Below are 25,041 nucleotides of genomic sequence, written 5' to 3' on the forward strand. Positions count from 1 at the left end.
TATGTCGAAAATTTTAACCCGAGCAGAAGTGGATACGGAAACAACATGGAATTTGAATGATATCTTTGAAACAAAAGAGGCATGGGAAGAAGAATTAAACGCTGTTCAGCAGGACATCTCCTCTGTTACGAAATATGAAGGAAGACTCAGAGAAGGAGCAGATACACTGCTAGCCTGTCTTAACGCACAGGAAGAGCTGCAAGGCAGAATCAACCGTGTAGGAGCCTATGCGTATCTGCATCAATCTGGAGACAGCATCAGTCCCGAGAATCAGATGAACGCTGCAAAAGCGCGCGATCTTGCTTCAGTAGTCAGTTCAGCTCTTTCCTTTATCAAATCCGAGATTATCGCGCTTCCAGACGGAACGATAGATCAGTACATAAAAGAACAGCCCGAACTTCAGGTGTTCGAACGCAGTCTCGGCTTGCTTTTGCAAACCAAGCCGCACAGACTGACGGCAGAGACGGAAAAGGTTCTTGCTTCTTTTGGCGAAGTATTAGGGTCGCCTTACCGCATTTATGAGCGGAGCAAGCTGGCAGATATGACATTCCCGTCCACAGAGAACGGCAAAGGGGAAGAAGTACCGGTTTCGTTTGCACTTTATGAGAACAAGTACGTTGAATCTCCGGATACAGATCTACGCCGTAATTCGTTTAAAGCCTTTAGCGAGACACTATACAAATACCGCAATACGTTTGCTGAAGCCTACGGTACCGAAGTAAAGCGCCAAGTGATTGAATCGCGTCTGCGCGGATATGACTCCGTTACGGATATGCTTTTGATGCCGCAGCAGGTCACAACGGAAATGTATAACAACATTTTGGATATTATGCAGGAAGAGCTTGCACCTCATATGCGAAAATATGCCGCTCTCAAGAAACGTGTGCTCCATTTAGACGAGATGACATTTGCGGATCTGAAAGCTCCGCTTGATCCTGATTTTAGTCCTGGCATTTCTTTTCAGGAAGCAGGGGATCTGATCAAAGAAGCCTTAACCATCCTTGGTCCGGAATACGGGGAGATCGTATCGGATGCCTTTAATAATCGTTGGGTGGATTACGCGGATAACGCAGGGAAGAGAACGGGTGCGTTCTGCATGTCGATTCCTGGAGTCCATTCCTATATTTTGATCAGCTGGGCTGATAGCATGAGAGGTGCCTTTACGCTGGCCCATGAAGTGGGACATGCCGGTCATCTCATGCTGGCGAGCAAATATCAGCGTTTGACGAACTCAAGACCTTCACTGTATTTCATTGAAGCTCCTTCAACGATGAACGAACTCTTGCTGGTGGATCATTTGCTGGCACGTTCTAACGATCCGAGAATGCGTCGCTGGGTTATTTCCCAGTTGCTCGGCACCTATTTCCACAACTTTGTAACTCATTTACTCGAAGGAGAGCTTCAGCGCCAGGTATACGACCTTGCAATGAAAAATACACCGATTACTGCCGTGAAATTGTGTGAGCTAAAAGGAAATATCCTGTCTTCGTTCTGGGGAGAGGATGTGGTTATCGATGAGGATGCCAAGTTAACCTGGATGCGTCAACCGCATTACTATATGAGTTTATACCCTTATACTTATGCAGCTGGTCTTACCGCTTCCACTGCTGTAGCACAGCTCATAAGAGAGGAAGGGCAGCCTGCCGTGGATCGCTGGCTTGAAGTATTAAAAGCCGGTGGATCTATGAGCCCACTCGAATTAATGAAACTGGCAGGCGTGGACATGTCGAAGCCTGATCCGATTCGCAGCGCTGCAGCATACGTAGGGTCACTTATTGATGAGCTGGAGAGTTTGTATTAAGTTCATTCTATTCTATTCTCGGGAGAATGCCTTATTTTGATATAGAAGCATTTGCACTTATGTTGAAATAATTTAAATCTGTTTTAAGGGGTCCTTAATTTTTAAGGACTCTTTTTGTTATGGTCACAGTTACTACAGACTCAGTATGACCCTTTTGGTATATGTCATGGAGATTCCGTAAATTCTATAGAAAGCTCATAATAACAATATTTATTAAAGATAGTTTTTTATGATAATCGAAGGAAGGAAGCAATAACTATGAATCCCAGATACACCAAGAACGATGAAGTTACGAATCGCCTTCGCTTGTCTCTTGCATCCAACGAAATTCAGCAATTCATTTTAACTTTTCTAAGTCTACATGTTTCAGACCAAGCAACATTCTTTTTAGGACTGAATGAAAGGAAGCGTGGAACGGTTCTTAAGTCTCTAAAACCGAGTGAGTTTGCCGGCATATTTCAGGAATTAAGTTTGGACGATCGAAGGCTTATAGTGGCGTATCTTGACTCTGAATATGTTACGGAAATGCTGAGCTTTATGGTCTCGATCGAAGCAGCGGCTTTCCTAAAATCCATATCGAAACGTAAAGCCGTTTCACTATTGAATGCTATGCAGCCTGAAGCTAGAACTAAGGTGGAGCGGATCATGAAATACCCAGTAAACTCTTCGGGTACACTTATTCATACAGAGTTTCAAACTGCAGATATAGTGGATACTGCTGAGGCGGTACTGAGTCGATTGCGTCTATCGAGCGAAGATAATTATTATTTTCTGTATGTTACCAATCAAGAGCTTCGCTTGGTCGGTGTAGTGTCAATACATCAACTTTTGCGAGCCCAATCAGAGAGCAAGATGGAAATGCTCATGAACACGAATATCATCTCTATTTACGATCATGATGATCAAACCAACGCAGCAGACTTAATCAAAAAGTATGATCTTCATGAGCTCCCTGTTACGGACCAAGACGGAATCATGATTGGAATCATTAAGGTTGATGATGTTCTCGATTTGTTGGAAGAACGGATGACGCAAAGAATCCAGAATATTGCCGCGCTAAAAAGTGGATTGTCGTTTTCTTCAAGTACATTTAGATTAGTAAGCCAAAGATTGCCTTGGCTTATTGGACTTACGGTGCTTGGCTTTCTGATGACTAAAATCATGGCACCTTTCATTGCCACGTTGGAGCATTTTACCACGTTAGCACTATTCATCCCGGTAATACTAGGAATGTCGGGTAACGGCGGAATTCAATCTTTATCTGTTGTCATTAGAAGGATGAGTGAGAGTTCAGTGAGCGGTAAGGATAGTTGGTATTTACTTGGAAAAGAAGCGGGCATCGGTGTGCTGACGGGGTTTGTCTGTGGGGTTTTCGCAATCGTGCTGTCAATCCTATTATTGGATTCGTCGCTGATGTTTAGCACTATCGTCGGTTTGGCACTATTTATATCTATTCTGTTCGGAACGATAACCGGAGCAATACTTCCCTTAATCGTTAAACGTCTGAATATAGATCCTGCAATTGCTTCTGGACCCGTGGTAACAACTTTAACCGACATCGTAGCATTATTAATTTATTATAGCGTCGCCAATCTTCTTATACCATTTGCAACATCCTAACATGAAGGGGGAGACATATATGATCCAGATCGAAGAAATGAGAAATATTATAAAGAATTCAGATGTTAAGTTCATAAGAACCTATATTGAATCATTCAGACCTTTTGATTTGGCTCAATGTATAGAACAACTTGAGAGCAAGGAACAGATTAAATTGTTAGAGATATTGGATCCTGCCATGTCTGCAGAGATATTGGAATATTTAGAACCTGTATTACAGTATCGCATTCTGAATCATTTGGAGGAAGCACTGACAACTAAAGTACTCAACAAGATGTCTAGTGACGTCGTAGCAGATATGATGCTTGCCATACATCGGTATCAAGCCGAAAAGCTGCTCATTCTACTTCCGGTGGATTATGGTCAAAAAGTTCGGACTTTGATGACCTTTCCTGAACATACCGCAGGTAGTCTGGCAACGGTCGATTATATTGCTGCACGCAGTACGTGGACATTGGAGCAAACACTACGTCATATCCGGAAAATTGGTCATAAAGCAGAGATTACTTCCTATGTTTATATCACAGGAAATAAAGGGGAGCTTCTAGGTGTAATTTCGTTGAAGAAAATCATATTAACTGAACCCCAGACCCAAATATCAGAAATTATTATGGGAGATGTGATCTCAGTACCCGCTTCTATGGGGCAAGAGGAAGCAGCCGACCTGTTAACCCGTTATGATTTAGTAGCTCTACCTGTAGTTGATAATCAAGAGCGCTTAATTGGCGTAATCACAGTCGATGACTTAATCGATGTCATTCACGAAGAGGCGACAGAGGATATTCAGAAGCTAGGCGGAAGTCAACCTCTAGCTGTACCTTATTTAAAATCGTCCGTATTTCAATTATATCGAAAACGTATCATTTGGTTATTAATTTTATTTGTAGCGGAGGCCTATACGGGAACTGTTCTGAGACACTATGAGGAGACGTTATCAGAAGTAATTGCATTGGCTTTCTTTATTCCATTACTGATTGGAACGGGTGGAAACACAGGAACGCAAACGGTGTCGACTCTAGTACGGGCACTTGCTGTCGGTGAAGTTCAATTGAGGGATCTATTTAAAGTCGTAAAGAAGGAAGTAACCACAGGTTTAATGACGGGTGCCACAATTTCATTGATAGCGTATGGTCGCGCTGCATTACTTGGGGTTGATTGGAACGTTGGACTTGTTGTCAGTATTTCAGCAATGACTATCGTCATTTGGGCTTCCTTTGTAGCAGCAATTTTACCATTAATATTGTATAAGCTGAAGGCAGACCCTGCGGTCGTGTCGAGTCCATTCATTACTACGCTAGTGGATGGCACCGGGCTTATTATTTACTTCACGGTTGCCAAAATAGTGCTTCAATTATAGCTTACCATCATGACAAGCATCTTGAATTGATTGTCGATGAACATGATAACGTAAAAGGAATACTATTTGGTAGTGTAGAAAATGCAAATGAAATGATATATTATTTAGATATTCCATAAAAAACAACATAGTAGCCACATAAAGAATGGAGATCATTTTATAATGCAAATAATAGAGAAAAAACCTAGAGGAGTATGGAAAAAGAGAATGCTTATATCGGTCCTAATCGTTTTCGGGCTGGCTCTTGCAGGAATCAGTTATTGGAACCTTTCACCAACACCAAAGGCATTCTTGATTAAAAAAGCATTTGAAGGCGGAATGTTTGTTCCCTCTGATAACTATGACAACGCTCTAAAAGAAACAGAAATCATTAAGGATATCAATTATAATTCCAAATTTCCGGATGGCAGATTAGACATCGTTTACCCAAAAAATCATATAGAAAAAACACCCGTAATTTTTTGGGTACATGGAGGCGGATTTGTAGGTGGAGATAAATCAGACATCACTGGGTATGCAGTAGAATTAGCAGCCCGTGGATATACAGTGGTGAATATAAACTACGCTCTTGCTCCTAAAAGAGAATATCCTACGCCAGTACTCCAACTAGGCGAGGCTTATGAATATATCAAAGAAAATGCAAAGAAATATGACTTGGAACTAGATCAGGTTTATTTTGCAGGAGATTCTGCCGGAGCGCAAATATCTGGTCAATTCGTTAATATTCAAACATCTCCTGAGTATGCCAAGTTAACCAAGATTGACGCTACTGTTGATCCTTCTACAATAAAAGGCGTGCTGTTATTTTGTGGCCCATATAATATGCCTGAGTTAGCTAAGATGGAAACAACTAAACAAGTACAAGACTTTTTGCGTGCCGCGGGTTGGGCTTACTTCGGGGATAAAAACTTTGAAAAATCACCTGAGATAGAGATTGCTTCTATTTTCAACTATGTTACAAACGATTATCCACCAACTTTTATCACAGATGGAAATACTGCGTCATTCGAAGATCAAGGAGAGGCATTGGTTTCTGCTTTGCAAAACAAAGGGGTGCATGTAGATGGACTTTTCTTTGATAAAAATGTATCTGGCGAGTTAGCACATGAGTTTCAATTTATAATGAATACCCCGGCTGCTCAAGAAGCATTTAACAAAGTTCTTGAATTTTTAAGTGAAAATAAGTAATAGGTCTGATATTTGTATAAAAACAATGAACAAGCCCAGTTTCTATTCTAAAAATAGAGTGGGCTTTTTTTCTGTCGGATAGATACACGTTTTTTGTTTAAGAATATAGTGACTTTTTGTGTAAAGAATACTTTTTAGGTGTTTTATATATATATTCAGTCTGCTTTCATTGTTATTATTTGCTTAACAACTTTTCAAGGGGGATAGTGTAATTGTATATGGAAGTTCGTTCATATATGAAATGATAGTTTGATTGAAAATGGGGGCAAGGAAAATGGAGTTACTCATAGAAAAAGTGAACTTGGACAGAAAAGAAATATTGAGAAATCTGATGACGTTGTATTTACATGACTTATCCGAATTCATTGATAACATAAGTTTGAATTCCGAAAATGGGCTTTTCGAATTCGATGTACTTGACTTGTTTTTTGATAAAGAGGGGCTAACACCATTTTTTATTAACTTAAATGGTAAACCAATAGGATTTATTCTATTGCAAAGTGGTCCGTATTCAAATCAAGAATATGCAGATTATGTGTTGAATTCGTTCTTTATTATCAAGAATCAGAGAAGGAAAGGGATTGGGAAATTAGCTTCTATTAAGTTCTTTGAAATGTATCCTGGTCGATATGCAATTGGTCAGGCACAAACCAACATTCCAGCCGTAAAATTTTGGAGAAAAGTCTATGAATCATATGGGGTAACTCCTTATGAAAAAGAAGAAACTGAGGATGGAATAAAGGTAGTATATCAATACTTCAAAACACATTGATCATTAAAACTAGCGGGACACGATAGTTGAATAACAAACCATTGTTGAGCAGGCTGCCGCAGCCTGCTCATTTTATTTAGCTAAAGGAACACGAGAGCTTAATGATAAGAAGGAATTAACGTAAATACCATAGAATATTTAGTTATCAAGTAATCAGTTATCATAAATCGTGATAAGGAGGGTGAGGATTGAACAAAAGTGTCGCAAATGTCAAGCTCCATGCAAAGTCTATATTATAACCATGGCGGATTTTTGTATGGAGCTTAATGAAGTAACCGCATGTTTTCATTCTGACCTGTAAGGTGAAAATAGTTTATAGTATAGATTTTGCTCCCTTAAAATTAGAATCTATTTTAAGGAGTATATCTACTTTGAAATATACAAATGCTGAAGCTATTTTGCCAGAAGATTTGCTAAAGGAAGTACAGAAATATGTGCAAGGTCGAATGGTCTATATCCCCAACTCAGAAGGGTCTCGCAAAAAATGGGGTGAAAAATCAGGGAGCAGAAATTACCTTAACCTTAGAAACGGCCAGATTCGCCAAAAATTCAATGAGGGATCAACGATTGATCAGCTCTCAGAACTGTTCAGTCTTTCCCATGATAGTATCAGAAAAATTGTGTACTCAAAAAAGAAATAAATCAAAAGGTTTGTCGGGTTAAGCCCGCAAGCCTTTTTTTATGTTCTAAACGCTTAGTAATTGTTTTTTATATATTTTTAAAAATATATCACTTCTATAATAAAGACCATAGGATTCACAAGAATGAAATAAATAAAAGACCCAAAATCGAAAATAGGAGCTCACCATGGAACATAATTTTGGATTGAAAAAATTAAATAGCGAAGAAGCAACGATATTTGAATTACAGGATGCCATGAATAAGGGGGAAGTTACCTCAAGGGAACTTGTAATGTATTACATGTATCGTATCGCAACGTTTGACCAGAGTGGACCAATGATAAACTCTATTATGGAAATAAATCCAGATGCGATTTTTATTGCAGAAGCATTAGACCAAGAAAGAAAATTACTAGGAGCAAGAAGCCCTCTACATGGTGTCCCAGTATTATTGAAAGGAAATATTGAAACAAATGATAAAATGCATACAAATGCGGGTGCATTAGCTTTGGAAAACCATGTAAGCTCAGGAGATGCCTTTCTCGTCCAAAAATTAAGGAACGCAGGTGCAATTATTTTAGGAAAAACAAATTTGACAGAATGGGCAAATGGGATGGCATCATCAAAAATGTGGGCTGGATATAGTTCAATTGGTGGACAAACGAAAAATCCATATGGGGATTATTTTCCTGGTGGTTCTAGTACAGGATCAGGTGCATCCGTTGCAGCAAATTTTGCTACAATCGCAGTTGGAACAGAGACATCTGCCTCTATTTTAAGCCCATCTGTACAGAACGCTATTGTTGGTATCAAGCCAACCGTAGGTTTAATAAGTCGATCAGGAATTATTCCGTGGAGCAACTCTCAGGATACAGCTGGACCTATGGCAAGGACTGTGACAGATGCAGCGATCTTATTAGGTGCTCTTACGGGAAAAGATGAAAGTGATCCCGCTACTTGGAAGAATGAACATTCTAATATGGACTATACAACATTTTTGGATAAAGACGGATTAAGTAACGCAACCATAGGCGTTTTTAGGAATGTACCACCTGAGAAATATCGTGATATTGGCGAGTATGATGAAAGATTATTTAATGATGCTGTGGCTAAACTTAAAGATTCTGGAGCCAATGTAATAGAAAATATAGAAATCCCATCTTTCTATAGAGAGTGGGAATATAACAAAAAAAACTTTGAATTTAAGCATTCTATTGAAAATTATTTGCAAAGCCTCCCGGCTCAATTTCCTATTCATTCATTAAAGGAGTTGATTGAATGGAACGAGCAGAATACTGAGAAGGCTTTGAAATATGGACAAGATTCATTGAAATATCAATTACAACTAGATAATCCAATAAAGAATCAGAAATACATTCTAGAGTCTATTACTGATTTATATTATTCACAAAATATGGGTATAGATCATGCATTATAAAAGTATGGATTAGATACAATCCTGTTTCCTTCTTATGTCGGAGCTGATATATGTGCTAAAGCGGGTTATCCATCCATAGCAGTACCTGCTGGATTCCAAGATAATGGAAGAGCATTCGGGATTACATTCGCAGGAACGGCATTTAGTGAACCGACATTAATTCGTATTGCATTTGCATTCGAACAAAAAACGAAACACAGGAAAATGCCAGATTTAATGAATTAATAAGATAAGGCTCTCGCGCTCTAATAAAACCTCGTTTAGTCCGTTTCTGAATGAAAGGAATACCTCAGTCCCGTTTAAAACGGTAGCCTAAAGCCGCGACAACGTTTACAATATTAATAATATGAATTAATTGTCAAGTGAGGTGGAAGGATGGAAGTCTACCGCTGCATGAATCATCCCGGTGAACCGGCAATTGCCCAGTGCAGTCGCTGCGGGAAACCTGTTTGCGAGCAATGTTATGACCCAGACACCGGTCGCTGCCGGTATCGTTGCGGTGAAATGAATTACGGATCATCAATGCCCGTACAGCAGAAGAGCACGTTATGGACCGTTGTTGTATCCTTGCTTGCCATCCTTGGCGGGCTTGCGCTGTTGCTTATCACGATTTGCGGAGCAATGCTTTTTTCCTATTAAAGTTAACACTATAAGGAGTTGAAGATGGAGTTTCCTGTATATTTATATCTGGGTTCCTGGAGGATTCACCCGCATGTGCTGTTTGAATCGCTGGCCTATTTTATCGGCTTTCGAGTGTATTTATGGACCCGGCGCCCGAGCGCTATGTCCAAATTGATGAGCCTGCAAATTCTGGCCGGCATTATTGCGGGAGCGGCCATTGGTGCCAAGCTGCTGTTCTGGCTGGAGGATCCCTCTGCTACATGGGAACAGTTAAGTCAATTGAACCTGCTGTGGGGCGGGAAAACGATTGTCGGTGGTCTTTTGGGAGGGCTGATCGGGGTTGAACTGACGAAGCGATGGGTCGGTTGGAAGCAATCTACGGGCGATGATTTTGTGTACCCGCTGATTCTTGGCCTGGGTCTGGGCCGGATCGGCTGCTTTTTGACAGGATTGGATGATCATACCTATGGCACGCCAACAACCTGGATCACCGCTGTGGATTTCGGCGACGGAATTTATCGCCATCCCACTCAGCTGTATGAAATCTTGTTTCTGATCATACTCGCGCTGCTGCTAATACCGCTGTACCGCCTCAGCCGCGGCAAGTCTACTCGTAAGGGCTATGTGTCTGGTACGATGTTTCAATGGTTTATGGCCGGTTACCTATTGTTCCGCCTTGTAATTGAATGGATCAAGCCTACGCTGCATCCGTACTTTGGCTTTAACAATATTCAGCTGGCCTGTATATTCGGCCTAATCTATTATGGTTGGCTGATTGGCGGCAGGAACAGAATAGGTCGTTCTATCCCGCGTTCTCGAATTCCAAGTTGATAAAGGAGCGTTACTTTATGCCAAACCGGCCTTATCTGTATCATGAATTGACGAACAGCATTTGCACCACATGTTACCGCAAAGTTGAAGCGAAGATCATTGAGGAGAATGACAAAATCTATATGGTCAAAAGATGCCTCGTTCACGGTCCGGAAAAAGTGCTGATCTCCACAGAGGTCGATTACTACCACCAGACGCGGCGGTTTATCAAGCCTTCCGAAATGCCGCTTCAGTGGAATACGCCGATTCGTTACGGCTGTCCATACGATTGCGGGCTTTGTCCGGATCATGAGCAGCACAGCTGCCTCACACTGCTGGAAATAACGGACCACTGCAATTTGCAGTGTCCAATATGCTTCGCGGAATCCTCGCCGCATCGTACCTCTTACAGGTCGCTTGAGCAGATTGAAGTTATGCTCGATCGGATCGTGGAGAACGAAGGGGAGGCGGATATCGTGCAGATCAGCGGCGGTGAGCCGACTACGCATCCAGATTTTTTTGATATTCTGGACATGTGCAAAAGCCGGCCAATCAAGCATATTATGGTGAACACGAATGGTATTCGCATCGCCCAGGACAAGGAATTCGCGCGCCGGCTTTCGGGGTATATGCCTGGTTTTGAAATCTATTTGCAGTTCGACAGCTTTGAAACTCATGTCCTAAAAGAGTTGAGGGGCGCTGATCTCCGACGTATTCGCCAGCAGGCCATCGATCATCTGAATGAATTCAACATATCCACCACGCTGGTTGTTACGCTGAAAAAGGGACTTAATGACGGAGAGATCGGCGACATCATCAATTACGGACTTCAGCAGAGAGCTGTGCGTGGTGTTACGATTCAGCCCATTCAGGCTGCTGGCCGGCTGGAAGGGTATGACCCGGCTACCGACCGTCTGACGGTAAGCGAAGTGCGGCGGATGATTATCGAACAGACCGAAGTGTTTCAGGATGCGGACATTTTGCCGGTGCCTTGCCACCCGGATTGTCTAGCTATGGGTTATGCACTGAAACTGGGTGGGGAAGTACTGCCCCTGACGAGGATGATCGACCCTGAAATTTTGCTTGAGGGAGACAGTAATACGATCGTATTCGAACAAGACCCGGTGATTCGGAACAAAATGTTCGAGCTGCTATCCACGGGCCATTCGCCGCAGTCTTCGGCACTTTCCCTGAAAAGCCTGCTGTGCTGTCTGCCGTTGGCCGCCGTGCCGGAGCAGATTACCTATAATAATGTATTTCGGGTCATCATCATGCAATTCCTGGATGCCTACAATTTTGATGTTCGCTCAGTCAAAAAATCCTGTGTCCATATCGTCCATCCAGACGGCCGAATGATTCCGTTCGATACGTATAATCTCTTTTACCGGGATGATAAGGAAGAGCTGCTGAAAGAGCGGAAAGAGGAGATTGTTACGGCCTGGAATTAGAGGCGGAGATGACAATAATATAAGATATAGAGTTAAATAGTTTTTGTATGATCCCATCATGGTTTACAGTGATTATCTGGATTCGCGAAAGGCCTGATAAATGGTATTATCCCCTTTAAGTAGACACTCGAAAAAAACCTTATGTTAACATGAGGAACGAGCGAACTAGAAGGGGATATTTTTATGGCTAAAAAAGGACAAGCGTTTCAATCGATTTCAAAGTGAAGGCAGTCCAATTGTATCTTGAGGGATCGGCGAGTTATAAAGTCGTGGCAGAGAAGTTAGGTATTAGAATGCACCCAGCTCAAAGTGTGGGTAAGGAAGTATCGAGATGGAGAGGCGTGTTCTTCTGCTTACTCAGAATCCTTTTTTCACAACAAAAATAACCAATGTCCTCTACAAGTGTAGAATGCATTGGGAAATAAAGCTTGATATGTGAATGCTTATATGCTAAAGTCATCAACGAGTTAATATTTTACAGAATAACAAACATATTACATATTTACAATTTTATCATATCACAATCTTATCTCGTTGTCAATTACTGTCTCACATAAATTTATCATCAGCATGAGGCTGCAGAGTTCAAGTGATTGATATTGGTTTTAGAAACTGAACTACAGTCTGGATGGGGAGTGTTAAGATGAGCGCTAAATTTGAGAGCTGGGAAGATGAACAACAACGGGTAAACCTTGTCGTATCCGAGATCGACCGGCAGTTGGCAGGGATCGCGGGAGACATCGACGAGAAAAAAACGGATATCGTGGAATTCCGGAAAAACTTCTGGGAGGATGTGTCTTTAAATTTTGAAGACGCAGGCACCTATGCGAGCCTGAAGCAGCAGGCCGAGGTTTTGTCCGAGAACGAGCGTACTTATCAGCATGCGAAAAAGAAAATGAAAACCATGTCTCGCTTGAAGCAGTCTCCTTATTTCGGACGCATTGATTTTTATGATGAGTACGATAAACAGGTTCAGGAAATTTATTTGGGAATTGCTTCTTTGGTCGATGAAGACGGCATCAATTTTCTTGTCTATGATTGGCGCGCTCCTGTGTCCAATCTGTACTACGATTTTTCTCCCGGACCAGCCCAATACAATACGCCCAGCGGTATCATTACCGGGGAAATGACCTTAAAAAGACAGTACATGATTCGGGATGCCGTGATTGGAAGCATGTTCGATGCCAGTGTGACCATAGGCGACGAATTGCTGCAAGAGGTTCTTGGCAAGCAGTCCAATTCGCAAATGAAAAGCATCGTGGCGACCATTCAAAAAGAACAAAACTTGATTATACGCAATGTGACAAGCCAAATGCTTGTTGTTCAGGGGGCGGCAGGCAGCGGTAAAACTTCAGCCGCTTTGCAGCGGGTGGCTTACCTGCTGTACCGTTTCCGGGATACGCTGCGTGCAGACCAGATCGTACTGTTCTCTCCAAATGCGATGTTCAACAGTTATGTTGCTACCGTCCTTCCTGAGTTGGGGGAAGAAAATATGGAACAAACCACTTTCCAGGAATATTTGGAGCATCGCTTGGGAGAGGTATTTCAGGTTGAAGATCCGTTCAGCCAAATGGAGTTCATTCTGTCGGCGATGGGGAAAGAGGGATATACCGAGCGGATTGAAGGTATTCAGTTCAAAGCTTCAGGAGAGTTCATGGATTGGATCGAGCAGTACGTGTCTTCCTTGGGCAGCAAAGATATGATATTTAAGGATATTACGTTTCGTGACGAGGTTCTGATTCCCGCTGCACGGATCCATGAGCAGTTCTACGGGTATGATTCCAGCCTTCGGATGCCCAACCGATTGGGACTTCTATCGGAGTGGCTCCTAAAGGAGCTGAAGAAAAAGGCTGCTCAAGAGATGGCTAAATTATGGGTTGAAGAGGAAATTGAGCTGCTTGACAAGGATGAGTACAACTGGGCTTTTAAGGAGCTTCAAAAGCGAGAGCGCAATGCAGGCGATACGTTCGATGATTTTCAAACCGAAAGAACGATTCTTGCCGAAAAGATCGTGGATTTGTATTTCAAGCCGTTAAAAAAAGAAATCACGCAATTCCGTTACGTCAATATCCCGTTGTTATATCGCCAACTGTTCGGGGATCCAAGCTACGTCTCAAACTTTATGGACAATGTCGAGCTTCCGCCGCACTGGGCGGAGATTTGTAGCCAGACGATGGAGAATTTGGATCAAACGAAGCTCTTTTATGAGGATGCTACACCTTACTTGTATCTAACCGAATGTATTGAAGGATTCCAGACGAACAATACGATCCGGCATATATTTATCGATGAGGCGCAGGATTTCTCCACGTTCCAATTCAGATTCATCAAAAGATTGTTTCCTCGGAGCAAAATGACTGTGCTGGGGGACTGGAATCAAAGGATATTCATCCATGACCAGGGCAGCTTGAACACAGATAACTTAACGCTGTTATACGGAGGGAAGGATACTAGCCATGTGACCTTAGCTCGAAGCTACCGCTCGACGCGGCAAATCATCGAATTCACCCGTGCGCTCATTGAAGGTGGAGAGGTTATTGAGCCGTTTAACCGGGAAGGCGATAAGCCCGTCCTGAAGCAAACGTCTGATTCGGAGAAGCATGCTGCCGTGGTGGTGGAGAGTATTCAGGAGCTGCAGGCCGCGGGTCACCGGACGATTGCCGTAATCTGCAAGACAGCGACCGAGAGCGGCAAGGCATATGAGGCATTAAAGGACTTGATAAATGTAAGGCTGATTGAAAAGGAAACAGCCTCCTTTCAGGCCGGAATTCTGATCATTCCGTCTTATCTGGCAAAGGGCGTTGAATTTGATGCGGTCATTATCTATGATGCTTCACAGGCAACGTATGGAAAAGAAAGCGAACGCAAATTGTTCTACACAGCCTGTACAAGAGCGATGCATGACCTGCATGTCTGTATTAACGGTGAATTGAATCCATTTGTGGTGAATGTATCGAACGATTTGTATACGGTGAAAGTATAAAATCTTCCATTAGGAGGAGTTAAATGAGTTCTTTCGATCGTCATAAATATAGATGGTGGACACTGGCTTGTCTGGTTTTGAGTCTCCTGATCATCAGTTTTGATGTAACCGTCCTTAATGTCGCACTGCCAACGCTTTCCAAGGATCTTGATGCCGGTACCAATGAGCTCCAATGGATTATGGATTCGTACCTTCTGGTTTTTTCCGTGTTGCTGCTTCCCGCAGGCAGTTTGGGAGATCGGTTCGGGCGAAAAAAAATGCTGTTTATTGGTTTAATCATTTTTGCCATAACTTCGCTTGTGGCAGGATTTGCTCGAACGACGGATGTGTTAATTGTGGCAAGGGCATTTATGGGAGTGGGGGGAGCGATCATTATGCCGCTCACGTTTTCCATTCTTCCTACTGTATTCACTCCTCAGGAAGCAAGGAAAGCTTCCGCCATCTGGTCAGCGAGCTCGGGCGTGGGACTGTTGGTCGGTCCGTTGCTGGGAGGGTTTTTGATTGAGAAGTTCTCCTGGGGTTCCATCTTTTTTATCAACGTACCGATCATTGCAGCCGTATTGATAGCGGGATACTTTCTAATACCTGAATCCAAAAATGAAAAGGCTCTTCGGATCGACTGGCTGAGTATGCTGCTGTCCTGTATCGGATTAAGCAGCTTGGTGTACGGAATTATTGAATCCTCACGCCTCGGATGGGGTTCGCTGCAAGTCATCTTGACTTTATGCGCTGGGGGACTCTTTATTGCTTTGTTCATTATACGGCAAAGGTTTGCAAAGGAGCCTATGATGAATTTATGCTTGTTCAAACATCCTTTATTCACCTGGGCCACCCTTGCCGTATGTGTGATTATGTTTGTCCTGAATGGCCTCCTGTTTTTCTTGACCCAATATCTTCAATTTACATTGGATAGCAATGCCTATGAAACGGGGCTGAGGCTGATTCCTTTCATGGCCGGGATGATTGTAGCTTCGCTATTCAGTGTTCGGGTTGCGAGTAAATTGGGTACCAAATGGGCGATTGCAACCGGATTGCTGATTATGGGCATTGGATTGTTCTTACTTTCAACCATAGATGTTCAGGACAGCTATGGGTTTGTCGCCATCTATTTAGTGATCCAAGGAGTTGGATTTGGTTTGGCACTGTCACCATGTATGTCGGCAGTCATGGAATCATTGCCTAGGGGAGAAGTGGGGATCGGTTCAGCGGTGAATAATACTTTGCGGCAGGTCAGCAGTGCGCTGGGCGTTGCAGTCCTAGGGACTCTGATATCCACTAGATACCAAAATGGAATCAATAAGGTGATTAGTGATGTACCAAGCCAGTATGTCGACTATATAACGAATTCCATCGGAACAGCAACCAAAGCAGCTTATACGATGGATGAATCCATTCGAAGCTCGATCTTAACGCGAATCAATGTTTCTTATATTGATGGAATGGATTATACATTGAAAATCAGCTCGGCCCTGTTGATTCTATGTGCCGTGTTGATCTTAGTAGTTCTGCCTAAGCCACTAGGAGTAAAGTCGAAAGAAAAAGTGGAGAGCCATGGACCGATAAATGGATAATGCAAGTTTAATTTAATATAAGGCCGACTGTTGTAATGATATACAACCATTTTTAAAGGGGCACAACATTTAACATTTCTCAAAAATCTTCTCCTTATTTTCTTTATACAAGCGAATAATACAAGCGTTAAAGATTGGATACTCTGCATGAAGAGCAAATGACACTTGAAGGAGAACATTATCTACACCATACGAAATCAAAAGAAATCGTTGGAAACATTAGGAGTTTATGGATGAAATAGAATAAGAACAAAAACATGCACGCATAAAAAGTCGCGAAAATCGCGGCTTTTTTTGTTTTTATCGATATTCAAACAACACGGAGTTATCCGATGCCCGTAGAACAGGCTGAATGAGAAAGCCGTTGGCATATTCACTACGGGCAGTACGTCGATGATTTATTTGGGAGCTATTCTAGCTCAATACGGTTGTTGTGCGTGCTGGCTCGCCGCTGAGCACTCGGCTTTCGAGCGAAACTGGACTTAAGTCGGGGCTCCAATCTCATTCGCAGGCCCAATGTTTGAGTTTTTCAGGAGTGCTATACTGAACAAGACTTCGGGATTTGCAGCGGAGAGAGAAAAAGGAAAGATGGAAGGAATGAAGAAAACGCTATGCAGAAGAAAACAGGTTTTTTGATCGTTGCGGTGGGTGTATTGCTTCTGATTATTGCGATGAACCCGATGAAAATTTTTTCGGGTATTAATTTCGGTTTTTCATTGGATACCAAAGAAATTAACGAAGAGCAAACATTCGAAGCTAATGATTTCCATCACTTGAACCTTCGTACAGGTGGCAGCGATATACATGTCGTTCAAGGGAATTCGGATCAGATCAAGGTTCGCCTTCATGGAAAGGTAAGCCCCCAAATTGCGGAACAAGTGAAATTGAAGGCTGAACCTAACGGCGATACGTTGGTGCTGGGGGTCGATGTACCTCAAGGAATTGACTTGGGCGTACGGGTCATGAATATCGATTTGACGGTGGAACTACCGGAGAAGCAATGGGCATCGGCCGGGATTGAAAGCGGGAGCGGCGATATCGAGATCGCACAAATGCAGGGAGATTCGGTCAAAATCAAGGCAAGCAGCGGAGATGTCAACGTACAGCAGGTGAAGGCTGACGAGATAACAATGCACACCAGCAGCGGCGATATCAAGGCCGAGGAGATAGATGCTGAATCAATCGCGCTGGAGTCAGGCTCTGGCGATATATCGACCGAACGCTATAACGCTTCGATGTTAAGCTTTCAGAGCGGAAGCGGAGATGTCGAACTGAAGGACGGAGAGTCAGGCGTACAAGGAAAGACGGGCTCCGGAAGCATACGTCTGAATGCAGACCGGCTCATGCATGATACCGACCTGCGATCCAGCAGTGGTCGTGTGACCGTCGATCTGGTTGAAGAGCCATCCTCGCTGGAAGTTGATTTCGAAGGGAGCTCCGGCAAGGGGGATTTGCAGTGGGACGGAATGCGTTATGAGACAAACGACAAAGACAAGAACCAGTTGAAGGGAACGTTCGGCAGTGGCGGCGTGGTGCTGAACGTTCGCACAAGCTCTGGGAATTTCACGCTGAAATAAATGAGATCACGATTGGTTTGAAAAATAGACGAGAAGGCATCCTTGACGGGGGTGTCTTCTTTGCTCGCTGGCAGAATTGTTTTGTCTGTCGATATCAAAACAGAAATTCCATGAATAGGAACCGACAGCAGCCAATATAATGGGGAAAGGGTTATATGCATTTTTCTAGCTTGATCCTTGGTGAACTGGACATGAACTATATTAAATATTATAGTTACAAGAATGAAGCTAGACGAACTAATAAACGATACATAAGTGAGGGAGAACATATATGGAGCAACCCCGCATTTGGCCGGATCGGTTCAAGCGATTTTTTCTGAACAATAAGCTTGTACTTCTTTTGCTTATCCTGCTACTGGCGGGACTTAACGTATTGGTGCTGAGCAAAATTTCATTTGTTCTGCATCCGTTTGCAGTATTGATTAAGACGATCGTATTGCCGATTATACTATCCGGAATATTATATTACCTACTTAATCCCCTTGTGGATATTATGGAAAATAGGAAAATCAAGCGCGGATGGTCCATCCTGATCCTATATTTGGCTATTGCCGGTATTCTGACTGTGGTAGTGCTTGCGGTCATTCCGGTGCTTCGCAACCAGATAATGGGGTTGATTGACAATTTCCCGACATATAGTGAAAGTGTTAAACTGCAATTTGAAGAACTCACGGGTAGTCAGTTATTTAGTCAGTTCCAGGAAGCTGTGAGCATTAACTCCCAAGATTGGTGGAGCACAGTTACTAAGAAAGCAACGGAAATTCTGAACCACACGTGGAGCAGAGTGGGCGGATTCCTGGGTGCTTTTACCGAGATCGTGTTGTCGATTGTGACAGTTCCGTTCGTTCTGTTTTATATGCTGAAAGACGGCAAGAAGCTGCCGCAGAAGATTTTGTCCTTCCTGCCAACCAAAAGTCGTTCCGGCATATTGCATGTACTTCAAGATATTAATCACCAGATCAGTTCGTTTATCCGTGGACAGATTATCGTCAGCTTTTGTATTGGTATTTTACTCTACATTGGTTACATGATCATTGGTCTGGATTATGCGCTTATTCTAGCCATAATTGCATCGTTTACCAATGTTGTACCTTATCTAGGGCCTGCGATTGCGATTACGCCAGCGCTGATTGTGGCTATGGTCACATCTCCGATAATGTTGCTGAAGATGGTGGCAGTCTGGACGATCGTACAGCTAATAGAGGGTAAGTTCATCTCGCCACAGATCATGGGCAAAACGCTGAAGATTCACCCCATCACGATTATTTTTGTTATTCTGACATCGGGTAATCTGTTCGGTGTAGTTGGCATTCTGCTGGCCGTTCCTGGCTATGCGGTTCTTAAGGTTTGTGCATCTCATATTTTCCAATGGTTCAAAGACACTTCGGGCTTATATGGTCCACCGCATAATAACAATCTGAAGTAATTGAAGTAAGAGGAGCGATTATTTCATCAAGTGCAACATTCAGGAAAATGATACCCCTATGTAAACAGAACTCCCGTCCATTGGCGATCAGCCGAAAGGCGGGAGTTCTGTTTAATGGGGCAGGCAGACTAATTGTTAGCGGTAATTAGGAGAGAAACTAACCGGCTATGTGGGTTATGGATGAAGTATTCGTTATAATGGATACAGTGATTTTACGAAAGGAATGTAATCATGAAGAAAGTCATCGTAATTGGATCAGGAATTCTTGGGGCATCGACAGCATACCAGTTAGCAAAAATGGGTGCAGATGTCCTTATTGTAGATCGCAAAGATAAAGGACAGGCTACGGATGCCGCTGCTGGCATTATCTGCCCCTGGCTATCACAAAGGCGTAATCAGGCTTGGTACCAGCTGGCAAAGGCCGGCGCACGATTTTACCCTGGGTTGATTAAAGAACTCAAAAGCGAGGGCGAAACAGAAACAGGCTATGCTCAAGTTGGTGCTCTTAGTATTCATAATGATGTGGAGAAAATAAGAAAGATGGACGAGCGGGCACAACTACGAAAAGTGGATGCACCGGAAATCGGTGAAATTACCCAGCTTAATGAAAAAGAAACGCATGAGCGTTTTCCTTTGTTAACAGAAGATCATCATTCTGTTCATATTAGCGGTGCCGCAAGGGTAGACGGTCGTGCGCTGCGCGATGCGTTGGTCCGATCAGCACAAAGAAACGGGGCTGTGCTTATAAATGGGGATGCCAGACTTCAATATGAGTCGAACCGTGTAACAGGAGTAACTGTCGGTGCGAAAAGCTTCTCGTCTGACGTAGTTGTTGTTTGTGCAGGCGCATGGGCCAATCAACTGCTGCAGCCTTTAGGCATTCACTTTATGGTTAGTTTTCAAAAAGCACAAATCATGCATTTACAAGTTCTAGATAGACAAGACACAGGGATTTGGCCTGTAGTCATTCCGCCTACTGATCAATATCTACTTTCTTTTGATAATCAGAAGATCGTTATAGGGGCGACTCACGAAAATGAAATTGAAGGCTACGATACAAGAATAACAGCTGGAGGAATACAGGAAATTCTGAATAAAGGGTTAGAATTGGCACCTGATTTAGCAAATGGCACTTTTCAGGAGGTAAGAGTTGGTTTTCGCCCTTTTACACCCGGTTTTCTTCCGGTGATCGGGGCTGTTCCTGGCTGGGATGGTCTTATAGCGGCAAACGGACTTGGAGCGTCCGGCCTGACGATGGGCCCCTATATTGGCAGCCAGCTTGCAAAGATGGCACTAGGAATGGCTCTGGATATCGATCTAAATGATTATAATATTCGAAAAGCTATGGATGAAAGTTGATTAAAGTTATGGGAAGAATCAGCAACAGCTACTCATAGCTTTTTGAATTCCAAGGATAAACAGGAAATAAATAAAGAAATCCCAACAAAAGCAGAAGTGATCTTCTGCTTTTTTGTTTATATCATTTTCGAAAATCAGCCCTCAATCTAGCAATGAAGTGCATATGAATTCGAAAGGTAGCAGCAAGACCAATAAGGGCGCAACCGATTTCAAAGCGGAATATTGTGAATTTAAGTACATAGTAGCGTGACCGGTATTTAGCAGGCTAGGCCGATAGCTGGAGATGACGAAAATTATCAAGAAAAGGTTTTTTTCTAGGGCTTGTGGGTAACCATAAACGACGATTTTCCCGGTATATAGGTCTATTGTTGCGCTTCAGGAGGGGGATAATTTTCTCGAAAATAGGGATAAGTTCCCATCATTTCGACATTTTTTCATAAAAATTGTAAATTCGCATATTCCATATTTAGGGGTTGTCTGCTACAATTGCGAAGAAATTGGAGAATATTGTATGGATTAGATGTTGAAATGAGGGTGAACGATGATTAAGAACGAACGGGGATTTGCTCTCCCGATGGTACTCATCTTAGTAACAGCTTTATCCATATTAGGAATGGCCCTTCTTGGAGTTAGCGTAAGCCAAGCTGCCCGAACCGTTCATCAGGAGAAAAAAGAGCAGGCGTTCTACATTGCGAAGTCTGGTGCAGATGCGATCGCGTCGTATATTATCGAGAATTATAATCCAGCCACACTAACATCAACAGCAATATCCACTCTTTATAGCGACTATTTAGATCAAGATATTCATCTTGGGCAAGGTACTTTTCACGCAGAAGTTACAACAGGCGCTCCTCTCAATCCATACACCATCTTTGTTGAATCAACAGCCACAGTAGGGAACGTTACAAATCAAGCCACATTGACCTTAGAACCCGATGCACCCATTGTTCCTATGAATCATGCGATTTTTGCCTCGGAAAATATAATTAGCAACGGAACAGTAGCAGTATTTGAAAAAGGTGATGTTACCGCAGGAAAGAAAATTACAGGTGAAATCGCATCTCTTGGGGGAGGTAATCTTGTAGAAGACTATAGAGGAGAATTTCCACCTGAAATTCAGTTTCCAGATGTAAGTGGTTGGCCTCCTCTAACTATAACAGGATCCACAATTAGTCAATCGGGCAATTATTCATCGAGTAGTACTCAATTACAATACATTAACGTAGCTGATAATAGAGATCTTTATATTGTATTTGATGAATTTAAACCATCACAAGACATCGAAATTACTGGAAGTGGAAATGGGATTGTATGCATCTATGCTAATAAGTTGGAGACTAGTACTTCTTTCAGTATTAAGTCAAATGGACATAAAGTGATTCTTTTTGTAAAAGACTCACTTATTTTAAAAGGTTCTTTTTCTTTGTATGGGGTGCTATTATATGCACCTAATGCAGAATATACTTCCGCCGAAGGATCATTGTTGCTTACAGGAGCAATGATCACAAAAAATGTTACTTTAACTGGTTCTACGACAGTCAACTATGACGCTGCTGTCGCAAACCTTTTTGCAGGAACACGTAAATTCGAGAAAGTGAAATGGAGTAACTAGCCATGTATAGGGGGGGATCGATTGAATGTATTAAGACAAAACAAGGGGTTTACGCTAATTGAAGTCTTAATCTCTTTTGTATTGCTCGCCATCTTGGCAACGGTTACATTAAGTCTTTTCTCGCAAGGTTTTCAGTCCATTACGGATTTTGGGAACCGCAGCGAATCGATGCATCTGACCCGTAAGGATATTGAACAAGCAACGAGTGGAACCGATGGAAATTTGACGATTAATAAGGTTTCTGGCGCTGGTGCTCCGATCACCATACATGGTGAGACGGTGAATAAGCAAATAACGGGGGCCTCGGGAAGTAGTTTGGATCTATTTATTGCAACCCCACCGCAGTGGGCGGCCACCGTTGATTATACGTTGAACGATCAGGTTAGATATAACGGGAAGAACTATAAATGCATACAACCTCACACATCAAGTATTAGTAATGCGCCGAACATTGAGGGTTCTTATTGGACGGCTATTTAGGAATAATGGACATGCTTTTCTCGATCGCAAATCGATCATGTTCAGAATGGGGGCGAAAATGCAGAACTGGAAGCTGAATCAGAAAGGACTAACCCTGGTTGAATTATTAGCATCGATTGTGCTATTGACGATTGTCGCATCTTTAGCTTTTTCCGCCTACAAGTTCGGTGTAAATGCATTTCAACGAGCCAATGAGAAAAGCGAGCTTCAAGATGAAGTACGAATTGCTTCACATGTGATCACGTCGAAGACACGCTTCGCTAGTGAAGTTGAATTATTGAGTGATTGTCCAGCAACCTTCAAGCCAGGTTTCAACTATATCTGCATTAATCAGAAGAATGGGAGAAGTATTGAAGAGCATGTGTATGATACCGCTTCAGCTTCCCATGTGACACGTAGAATCGTAACCGAAAACTTAAAGGATCCGATTACTTATAGTGTTGAATTTGGCAAGACAAGCTCTTCCATTCTCGCCTACAAAATCATAAGCAATAAGAATCAGCAGAGATTCGAAGTGAATTCCGAAGTATCCCTGCTAAACATAGAATTAAACAAAAAAACGATTACAACAGTGGGGACTTCAGCATTTTTTGCCCTGGCCTATAAAGAAAGCGCTTAAATTTTTGGCATCCTTATTAATTTGAAGGTAGGTGATAAAGGATGAATAAACCTCACAAAAGACTTGGAGATTTGCTTATCGAGGCGGGACTAATCACGAATGAACAATTAGAGACTGCCCTTCGAGAAAAGAAGGCAAATCAGAAAATAGGAGAAACCTTGTTGCAATTAGGCTTTATTAGCGAGCAAAGGTTAATCGAGGTGCTGGAATTCCAATTAGGTATCCCCTACGTGAGTCTGTTTAAATATCCTATCGATACGAAGCTGCTTAACATCGTGCCGAAAGAAACGGCTGAACGAAATAAGCTGATCCCGCTGAAAAAAGAAAATAATAAGTTATTTGTTGCCATGGCGGATCCAATGGATTTCTACGCGATTGACGATCTGCGATTATCGACAGGATTCCAAATTGAAGTCGTTATCGCAACCAAAGAAGATATCCAGAAATCCATCAATAAATATTACAGTTTAGTGGATAACATGGATGATTTGCTCGGGATGGATCTGAAATCCAAAGACAAGGAAGAAGATACCGTTACCGACGAGAATTCACCTGTTGTGAAGCTGGTTAATCAAATGATTCTTGTTGGTTATCAGCAGCGGGCAAGTGATATACATATTGATCCTGGAGAAGCAGAGGTTGTGGTTCGGTATCGAGTCGATGGGATATTGAGAACGGAGCAGAAATTTCCAAAGAACATGTTAAGTATGATCGTAGCCCGCATCAAGATCATGTCTAATCTGAACATTACCGAATTTCGTGTCCCGCAGGATGGACGGATCAAAATCATCTTGGATGGCAATGCGGTGGACCTGCGTATCTCTACCCTTCCTACGGTTTACGGTGAGAAGGTGGTTATGCGGATTCTGGATCTTGGCAGTTCAGCGATTGATTTGAAGCGGATGAATTTTCACCCTACCAATTATGAGCGCTTCGTTCAAATGATTGACAAACCAACAGGTATTGTACTCATTACGGGTCCGACAGGATCAGGGAAATCGTCGACATTGTACTCAGCGTTAAGCCAATTAAACACACCCGATGTGAATATTATTACGGTTGAAGATCCTGTCGAGTATCGCTTGGAGGGCGTCAATCAAGTACAGGTAAATGCAAACACAGGGATGACATTTGCCAAAAGTTTACGAGCCATCTTGCGTCAAGATCCTAACATCGTAATGGTAGGGGAGATTAGGGATACAGAAACTGCAGAAATTTCGGTGCGTGCTTCACTTACAGGTCATCTTGTATTAAGTACCATTCATACCAATGATGCGATCAGCACGATTACACGCTTAATTGATATGGGAATAGAGCCTTTTCTCGTAGCCGCATCACTGTCTGGCGTAGTTGCCCAGCGGCTTGTCAGACGTATATGCCAGGAATGCAAAACAATCCATATGCCTACGAATCGTGAACAAGAGATTTTTGAAAATCGCGGATTACAGGTGGATACAATTGCTCGTGGCAAAGGTTGTGGAGCCTGCAATATGACAGGTTATAAAGGACGAATCGCCATCCACGAAATTCTAGTTATTGATGATGAAATCAGAAGGATGATTATGAATAATCGATCGATTGAAGAGATTAGACAAATTGCAGTGAACAAAGGGACCATTTTTCTCCTGGATGATGGGTTGATGAAGGTGAAAGAAGGTTATACAACCACGGAAGAAGTGCTGCGTGTCGCGATTAGTGAGTGAGAGGTGAGATGGCATTGGATTCATTGGAGCAATTAT

Annotated in this window: 18 protein-coding genes and 1 pseudogene; all 19 read left to right on the plus strand. The window is 42.6% G+C overall.

Annotated features, from left to right (window positions below):
• Position 1: 1 nt before the first annotated feature.
• The 19 genes and pseudogenes from pepF (at position 2) to AC2TF5_RS12755 (ending at position 25,005) form a co-directional block, all read left to right on the plus strand.
• Positions 2 to 1,801 carry an oligoendopeptidase F gene (gene pepF / locus AC2TF5_RS12665; RefSeq protein WP_491302488.1) on the plus strand — a complete coding sequence of 600 codons (1,800 nt, stop codon included), beginning with the start codon at positions 2 to 4 and terminating at the stop codon, positions 1,799 to 1,801.
• A 258-nt stretch (positions 1,802 to 2,059) separates the two neighbouring features.
• Positions 2,060 to 3,421 carry a magnesium transporter gene (mgtE, locus tag AC2TF5_RS12670; protein ID WP_491302489.1) on the plus strand — a complete coding sequence of 454 codons (1,362 nt, stop codon included), beginning with the start codon at positions 2,060 to 2,062 and terminating at the stop codon, positions 3,419 to 3,421.
• 19 nt (positions 3,422 to 3,440) lie between these two features.
• The gene (gene mgtE, locus AC2TF5_RS12675) at positions 3,441 to 4,778 is read left to right on the plus strand and encodes a magnesium transporter (protein WP_491302490.1); all 1,338 of its coding nucleotides are present in this window, start codon (positions 3,441 to 3,443) and stop codon (positions 4,776 to 4,778) included.
• Positions 4,779 to 4,940: 162 nt separating this feature from the next.
• Entirely contained in the window at positions 4,941 to 5,966 is a 1,026-nt protein-coding gene (locus tag AC2TF5_RS12680; protein ID WP_491302491.1) for an alpha/beta hydrolase, read from the plus strand.
• A gap of 274 nt (positions 5,967 to 6,240) precedes the next feature.
• The gene (locus tag AC2TF5_RS12685) at positions 6,241 to 6,738 is read left to right on the plus strand and encodes a GNAT family N-acetyltransferase (protein ID WP_491302492.1); all 498 of its coding nucleotides are present in this window, start codon (positions 6,241 to 6,243) and stop codon (positions 6,736 to 6,738) included.
• Between the two features lie 371 nt (positions 6,739 to 7,109).
• Positions 7,110 to 7,379: a CD3324 family protein gene (locus tag AC2TF5_RS12690; RefSeq protein ID WP_491302493.1), complete on the plus strand. Its 270-nt coding sequence runs from the start codon at positions 7,110 to 7,112 to the stop codon at positions 7,377 to 7,379.
• A gap of 166 nt (positions 7,380 to 7,545) precedes the next feature.
• Positions 7,546 to 9,021 (plus strand): annotated as a pseudogene (locus tag AC2TF5_RS12695) (amidase family protein).
• A 150-nt stretch (positions 9,022 to 9,171) separates the two neighbouring features.
• The gene (locus AC2TF5_RS12700) at positions 9,172 to 9,435 is read left to right on the plus strand and encodes a B-box zinc finger protein (RefSeq protein WP_491302494.1); all 264 of its coding nucleotides are present in this window, start codon (positions 9,172 to 9,174) and stop codon (positions 9,433 to 9,435) included.
• A 24-nt stretch (positions 9,436 to 9,459) separates the two neighbouring features.
• Complete coding sequence (locus AC2TF5_RS12705) at positions 9,460 to 10,248, plus strand: prolipoprotein diacylglyceryl transferase family protein (RefSeq protein WP_491302495.1); 789 nt, start codon at positions 9,460 to 9,462, stop codon at positions 10,246 to 10,248.
• Between the two features lie 17 nt (positions 10,249 to 10,265).
• Positions 10,266 to 11,675, plus strand: a complete 1,410-nt coding sequence (locus AC2TF5_RS12710; RefSeq protein ID WP_491302496.1) for a radical SAM protein — start codon at positions 10,266 to 10,268, stop codon at positions 11,673 to 11,675.
• 643 nt (positions 11,676 to 12,318) lie between these two features.
• Positions 12,319 to 14,658, plus strand: coding sequence for an RNA polymerase recycling motor HelD (helD, locus tag AC2TF5_RS12715; RefSeq protein WP_491302497.1), 2,340 nt, complete (start codon positions 12,319 to 12,321; stop codon positions 14,656 to 14,658).
• A gap of 23 nt (positions 14,659 to 14,681) precedes the next feature.
• Positions 14,682 to 16,229 (plus strand): MFS transporter, encoded by a 1,548-nt coding sequence (locus AC2TF5_RS12720; RefSeq protein WP_491302498.1) that lies wholly within the window; start codon positions 14,682 to 14,684, stop codon positions 16,227 to 16,229.
• Positions 16,230 to 16,840: 611 nt separating this feature from the next.
• Positions 16,841 to 17,806, plus strand: coding sequence for a DUF4097 family beta strand repeat-containing protein (locus AC2TF5_RS12725; RefSeq protein ID WP_491302499.1), 966 nt, complete (start codon positions 16,841 to 16,843; stop codon positions 17,804 to 17,806).
• 271 nt (positions 17,807 to 18,077) lie between these two features.
• Positions 18,078 to 19,232 (plus strand): AI-2E family transporter, encoded by a 1,155-nt coding sequence (locus tag AC2TF5_RS12730; protein WP_491302500.1) that lies wholly within the window; start codon positions 18,078 to 18,080, stop codon positions 19,230 to 19,232.
• A 231-nt stretch (positions 19,233 to 19,463) separates the two neighbouring features.
• A complete protein-coding gene (locus AC2TF5_RS12735) occupies positions 19,464 to 20,591 on the plus strand; it encodes an NAD(P)/FAD-dependent oxidoreductase (RefSeq protein ID WP_491302501.1) in 1,128 nt (375 codons plus the stop codon).
• A 541-nt stretch (positions 20,592 to 21,132) separates the two neighbouring features.
• Positions 21,133 to 22,203 carry a DUF7305 domain-containing protein gene (locus AC2TF5_RS12740; RefSeq protein WP_491302502.1) on the plus strand — a complete coding sequence of 357 codons (1,071 nt, stop codon included), beginning with the start codon at positions 21,133 to 21,135 and terminating at the stop codon, positions 22,201 to 22,203.
• Positions 22,204 to 22,224: 21 nt separating this feature from the next.
• On the plus strand, positions 22,225 to 22,683 hold the full coding sequence (locus AC2TF5_RS12745; protein WP_491302503.1) for a carbohydrate-binding protein: 459 nt from the start codon (positions 22,225 to 22,227) through the stop codon (positions 22,681 to 22,683).
• A gap of 58 nt (positions 22,684 to 22,741) precedes the next feature.
• The gene (locus AC2TF5_RS12750; protein ID WP_491302504.1) at positions 22,742 to 23,302 is read left to right on the plus strand and encodes a PilW family protein; all 561 of its coding nucleotides are present in this window, start codon (positions 22,742 to 22,744) and stop codon (positions 23,300 to 23,302) included.
• A 41-nt stretch (positions 23,303 to 23,343) separates the two neighbouring features.
• A complete protein-coding gene (locus AC2TF5_RS12755; protein WP_491302505.1) occupies positions 23,344 to 25,005 on the plus strand; it encodes a GspE/PulE family protein in 1,662 nt (553 codons plus the stop codon).
• Positions 25,006 to 25,041 lie beyond the last annotated feature (36 nt).

The sequence above is a fragment of the Paenibacillus sp. JNUCC 34 genome (assembly GCF_058269055.1).